This window comes from uncultured Microbacterium sp., assembly GCF_963521645.1.
Lineage (GTDB): Bacteria > Actinomycetota > Actinomycetes > Actinomycetales > Microbacteriaceae > Microbacterium.
The window spans coordinates 1-4,515 of the sequence record NZ_CAUQVQ010000132.1; the positions used below are offsets into that span (position 1 = coordinate 1).

Genomic DNA, 4,515 nt, shown 5'->3' on the forward strand with positions numbered 1-4,515 from the left:
ACGGGCGCGGTGACGGTGCTCGGGGAGAAGCAGGAAGGGCCCCCGCAGACGCGGAGACCCTTCTAGCTTTCTGGCGGTGACGGCGGGATTCGAACCCGCGGTTGCTTGCACAACACACGCTTTCCAAGCGTGCTCCTTCGGCCGCTCGGACACGTCACCAGGGAACAACCTGAACAGTCTATCCGATCGCACCGGATGCCCAGGACCACGCAGGATGCGGAGGCGCCGGCGCGCATGATCCGGCCTCCGTCGTCATCGGTCTCCGCCGTGCGAGGAGGCGGCAGTCCATCGCGCACGAAGAATATTGCGAGCCGTCGTGCATGCACATAGCCTCATATGACAGCACATGCACCACGTGCGACATCACACATTCTGGGGGGAAGGTGCCATGCAGACGTGCGCATTCACCGCATCACGGCGGAGTCACCGGCGATCGAGCGGGCGCTCATGAGCGGCGGGACCGAGCTGACGGGGCCGGAGACGCAGGGAGCGCGGGCGCTCCGTGAATGGATCCTCGGCGAGCCCGACGAATATGCCCGGGTGGTCCTCGTCGAGCGCGAGGCGACGGCAGACGACCTCGATGCGCTGGTGCGGCCGGATGACGTGCTGCTGCTCCCCGCGGAGTCCGCGTCGTATTCGGGTCAGGCCAGGACCGTGCGATACACCGGCGCACTGCGCGAGATCGGAGACGAGCTGTTCCTCGGGCCGCGAGGCGTCGAGCTGCAGGACTACGTCGCCGCCGCGTTCGTGCAGATCGTCGGGCCGACCGTGGTCTGCGTCGTCGACGACGTCGGCCGGCGTGCATTCGTCGACGACGCGCAGCTCGCCCGGCGCACGGGGGTCTTCCCGAGCGCTCTGCTGGACCCGCGTGTCGTGCTCGCCGACCGGGCGGCGATCGAGAGGCCGGACGAGGTCGTCGTCCCGAGCTCGCTGCGTCTGGGCGCCGACGGGCGGGTGAGCGTCGGCGTGCGGGGCGCTGCGATCGGCCGCGTCGATGACCTGAGGACCTCGCTGGCCGAACCCTGGCGGCGCGGTACGGCATACCGAGGAGCAGACGCGCAGGCGATCCACGCGCTCGACCCGACGGCTCCCGCATGGATCGGCAGGTACCTCGGGGCGACGGACCTGATGAAGATGCTCGGTCTCGTCAACGGCGCAGCCCGGATCTCGGGCTTCGGATGGTCGCCGATCGACGACGGCGGTGCGGATGCCGAGCCGCGGACGGCGGATCCGTTCCTGCTCGACACCGCAGACGGCGTCGTGCTCGCGGACATCACCACGCTGCGCCGCCAGCTTCTCGCGCCCCCGACGGCCGTGGTCGTGGAGACGACCCAGACGTCGAGCACGCTCGATGTCGCGGCGCGGCGCATCGCTCGCGGACTCGGCGTGTCGATCGCGGCGGGTGAGCGCCTCTGCCGCGAGGCACGCGAGGCGCTCGGCGTGCACCTCGGCACACGGGTCGGTGCGGCGAGCCGGATGGGCAGCGCGGCGTGAGCGCTCCGCACGCGTTGTGGACCTCGATGCTGCCCGCGGACACGACGTTCGCGCCGGACCAGGTGGCCGTGGGCGCGGCAGGGAACCGCATCCGATTCGCCGACGGGTCCGAGCGCCTGTGCGCCACGAGCGGCCTCTGGAACGTGCCCCTCGGTTTCGGGGCGCCGGCGATCACCGAGGCCGTCGACAGGGCGACTCGCGAGGCCTCGTACCTGTCGCTGTTCCGTGCCCCGCATCGGCACGCGCAGATCGCCGCCGAAGCGCTCATCGACGTCGCGGGCGAGGACCGCTACAGCCGAGTGATCTTCTCGACCTCGGGCGGCGCGGCGAACGACGCGGCGATGAAGCTCGCACGGCAGTACTGGTCGCACAGACGCGACGAGTCCCGTTCCCTGATCGTGGGCCTGAAGGGCAGCTATCACGGCACGATGTACGGCAGCCAGTCGCTGAGCGGACAGGACCTGCTCCAGTCGGTCTATTCCGTCGACCGGAGATCGGTGCGCCATGTCAGCCACACCGATGACGGGGAAGAGCTCGAGCTGCTGCTGCGACGGGAGGGCGGCAGGGTGGCCGCCGTCGTCGTCGAGCCGGTGCTGGGCAGCGGCGCGCATGTGCTGTCGGATGCCTTCGTCTCCCGTCTGCTCTCCCTGCGCGATGCGCACGGCTTCCTGGTCGTCGCGGATGAGGTCGCCACGGGGTTCGGGCGCACGGGGACGATGTTCGCGACCGACGACTGGCCCGCCCCGCCCGACCTGCTGATCCTGTCGAAGGCGTTGACGAACGGCGCGGCGGGTGCGGCCGCGATCCTCGTCGGTCCGCGGGTCGCCTCCGAGTTCGTGCGCGGCGGGTGGACCTTCGTCCACGGCGAGACGCAGGCAGGGACGCCGGCGTGCGCCGCCGCGATCGTGACGGTGATCGAGGAGTTGCGGCGTCTCGATGTGGAATCGACCGTGCGCGCGCTCGCGACGCGCGTGTCGCTCCTCGCCGCCGGGTGGAAGGCCGACGGTCTGGTCGACGAGTTGACGGGGCGGGGGTGCTTCGTGGGGCTGGGTCTTCGCGACCGGGACGGGGCTCCGCTCTCGGGCGCGGAGGTGCTTCGGGTGGTGTCCGCGATCGCGCAGCGCGGAGTGCTGGTGCAGCCTGGCCCGAGCGCGATACAGGTGGTCCCCGCATACGGCTTCGATGCGGGAGAGCTCCGCGAGCTGGATTCGGCAGTGCGCGCGGGCCTCTCTCGCGCGCAGGAGTCATCGGCATGACGCCTCGGTCTCCCGCACCGCCGTGCACGCTCTGGCACGGGCAGGGCATCACACGCCGGATGATCGCGCGCCTCACCGCCGGGCGCGATGCGCTCGTGATCGCGGATTCGGCGCTCGCGGTCGCCGGTCTCAGCGCACCGTCGACCCGACGGATCGAGGTCGACGCACGGTCGATGGACGTCGACGCCGTCATCCTCGTGGCAGAGGAGCTCGCCCGACGACGACCCGAGGTGGTCGTCGCGATCGGAGGCGGCAGCACGCTCGACGCCGCCAAACTGGCGGCACTGACGCTCGCTCCCGGTCATGTCTTCGACTTCGCCCTCGAGCGGTCGTCGAGATCGGCGCTGACCGTGCTGCCCGACTCTCGGCCGGCTGTTGACGTCGTGGCCGTGCCGACGACCGTCGGAACCTCGTCGGAGACGAACAGCGTCGGGATCATCAGGAACGACAGCGGCTCTCGGCTCATCATCGGCGCCGCGCTGCGCCCCCGTCACGCCGTGATCGATCCCTGCAACCTGATGACGCTCGCCTCGGCCGCCGTCAGGGAGGGCGCCCTGGAGGCATTCCTCCGTCTGGCGGGAGCGTCGACGAGTGCGCGTCAGAGTGCGAGAGGACGCCGCGACGCCGTGGCCGTCGGCAGGGCGCTCCTCACCGCGGCCACCCGCGATCCCGAATCCCTCGAGTCGCGGCTGCGCATCGCGCGGCTGAGTGCGGCGACGCAGCGCAGCGCCGCACTGCGCGGGACCGACCCCTACAGTGCACGCCACTGGTATCTCGCGAACGACGTCGCCTTCGCGCTGCAGGTGCGCAAGATGGTGGCGACGGCGTCCATCGTGGCGACCGTCTGGCATCGGATCTGCTCGGGAGACCGGCGATGGGGCGACCGCGCGTGCCTCGAGGGCTTCTGGGGGATCATGGCGCGGGAGGCCGAACTTCCGCTCGATCCACCGGCCGGCATCGCAGCGCTCATCCGCCGGTGGGGAGTCCCGCTCGCCCCGAGACCGAGCACGCACGCGATGGGCGTCATCGCGGCGGCGACGGAGAGGTCGTGGGGCGGTCGCCTTCCGATGCTCGCCGGTCTCGTCGCCGCGGATCTCCTCGACGTGCTCCGCGATTCCCTGTGGAGCCTGAGCCCGTCGGCCGTGAGCGCCGACGTTCCGGAGATCGAGCAGAGGAGGTGAATGACATGACAGAGACGGTCGAGATGCGCGTCGAGTTCCAGGAACTCGACGAGATGGATGCCCCCAGCTGGGAGAGCTTCTACAAGGGCGTGATCGGTGCACTGATACTCGTCGGCGCAGCCGCTGCGACGTGACCTCACGGTCGACGGAGACCCGAGACAGAACGGAGAAGAACATGCAAGTCGCACACCCGACGCTCGAGTTCACCGAACTCGAGCCCATGGAAGCCATGGATGACTCACTGGATTTCACGCGAGGGTTCGCCCTCGGCGTGATCATCGGCATCCTCGCGCTGACATAGGAGTCCGCGTGCAGAGTCCACCGAGGAGGTGACAAGTGCAGACCGAATCACTCGAGTTCCTCGAACTCGAACAGATCGATGCCCCGCTCGAATGGTGGGAGCACGCGAGCTACATCATCGCCATCATCGGCGGTGCAGCAGCGATCGCGACCTGATCGAAGTCGCGAACATACCGAGGGGTGGGGGGGCGCGCCCGGCGCCCCCCCCCCCCGTCACCCGCCGCGGGGCGAGGGGCCGGTGGCAGAAGGCAGTACCGCGGACGGGGGGGCGCGGCGCGGCGCGG

Annotated in this window: 6 protein-coding genes and 1 tRNA gene; 6 read left to right on the forward strand and 1 reads right to left on the reverse strand. The window is 70.2% G+C overall.

Going from position 1 to position 4,515, the window contains the following annotated elements; translation table 11 throughout:
* Positions 1-71: 71 nt before the first annotated feature.
* A tRNA-Ser gene (locus RWO82_RS15165) sits at positions 72-159 on the reverse strand.
* A gap of 237 nt (positions 160-396) precedes the next feature.
* Between RWO82_RS15165 and mpaB the strand changes: the two genes are divergently transcribed.
* Genes mpaB through mpaA3 form a run of 6 tightly spaced genes read left to right on the forward strand, consistent with a single transcriptional unit; the run spans position 397 to position 4,387 of the window.
* On the forward strand, positions 397-1,494 hold the full coding sequence (mpaB, locus tag RWO82_RS15170) for a daptide biosynthesis RiPP recognition protein (RefSeq protein ID WP_314428363.1): 1,098 nt from the start codon (positions 397-399) through the stop codon (positions 1,492-1,494).
* Positions 1,491-2,750, forward strand: a complete 1,260-nt coding sequence (gene mpaD, locus RWO82_RS15175) for a daptide-type RiPP biosynthesis aminotransferase (RefSeq protein ID WP_314428364.1) — start codon at positions 1,491-1,493, stop codon at positions 2,748-2,750. The genes mpaB and mpaD overlap by 4 nt, the downstream gene beginning before the upstream one ends.
* Positions 2,747-3,931, forward strand: a complete 1,185-nt coding sequence (gene mpaC, locus RWO82_RS15180; RefSeq protein WP_314428365.1) for a daptide-type RiPP biosynthesis dehydogenase — start codon at positions 2,747-2,749, stop codon at positions 3,929-3,931. The genes mpaD and mpaC overlap by 4 nt, the downstream gene beginning before the upstream one ends.
* A gap of 5 nt (positions 3,932-3,936) precedes the next feature.
* Complete coding sequence (mpaA1, locus tag RWO82_RS15185) at positions 3,937-4,065, forward strand: MpaA1 family daptide-type RiPP (protein ID WP_314428366.1); 129 nt, start codon at positions 3,937-3,939, stop codon at positions 4,063-4,065.
* Between the two features lie 41 nt (positions 4,066-4,106).
* On the forward strand, positions 4,107-4,232 hold the full coding sequence (gene mpaA2 / locus RWO82_RS15190) for an MpaA2 family daptide-type RiPP (RefSeq protein WP_314428367.1): 126 nt from the start codon (positions 4,107-4,109) through the stop codon (positions 4,230-4,232).
* Positions 4,233-4,267: 35 nt separating this feature from the next.
* Positions 4,268-4,387 carry an MpaA3 family daptide-type RiPP gene (mpaA3, locus tag RWO82_RS15195; protein ID WP_314428368.1) on the forward strand — a complete coding sequence of 40 codons (120 nt, stop codon included), beginning with the start codon at positions 4,268-4,270 and terminating at the stop codon, positions 4,385-4,387.
* Positions 4,388-4,515: the final 128 nt, after the last annotated feature.

Excerpts from the sequence above, each read along its gene's own strand:
- mpaC (WP_314428365.1), top strand. The coding sequence starts at position 2,747 with ATGACGCCTCGGTCTCCCGCACCGCCGTGCACGCTCTGGCACGGGCAG.
- mpaA1 (WP_314428366.1), top strand. The coding sequence starts at position 3,937 with ATGACAGAGACGGTCGAGATGCGCGTCGAGTTCCAGGAACTCGACGAG.
- mpaA2 (WP_314428367.1), top strand. The coding sequence starts at position 4,107 with ATGCAAGTCGCACACCCGACGCTCGAGTTCACCGAACTCGAGCCCATG.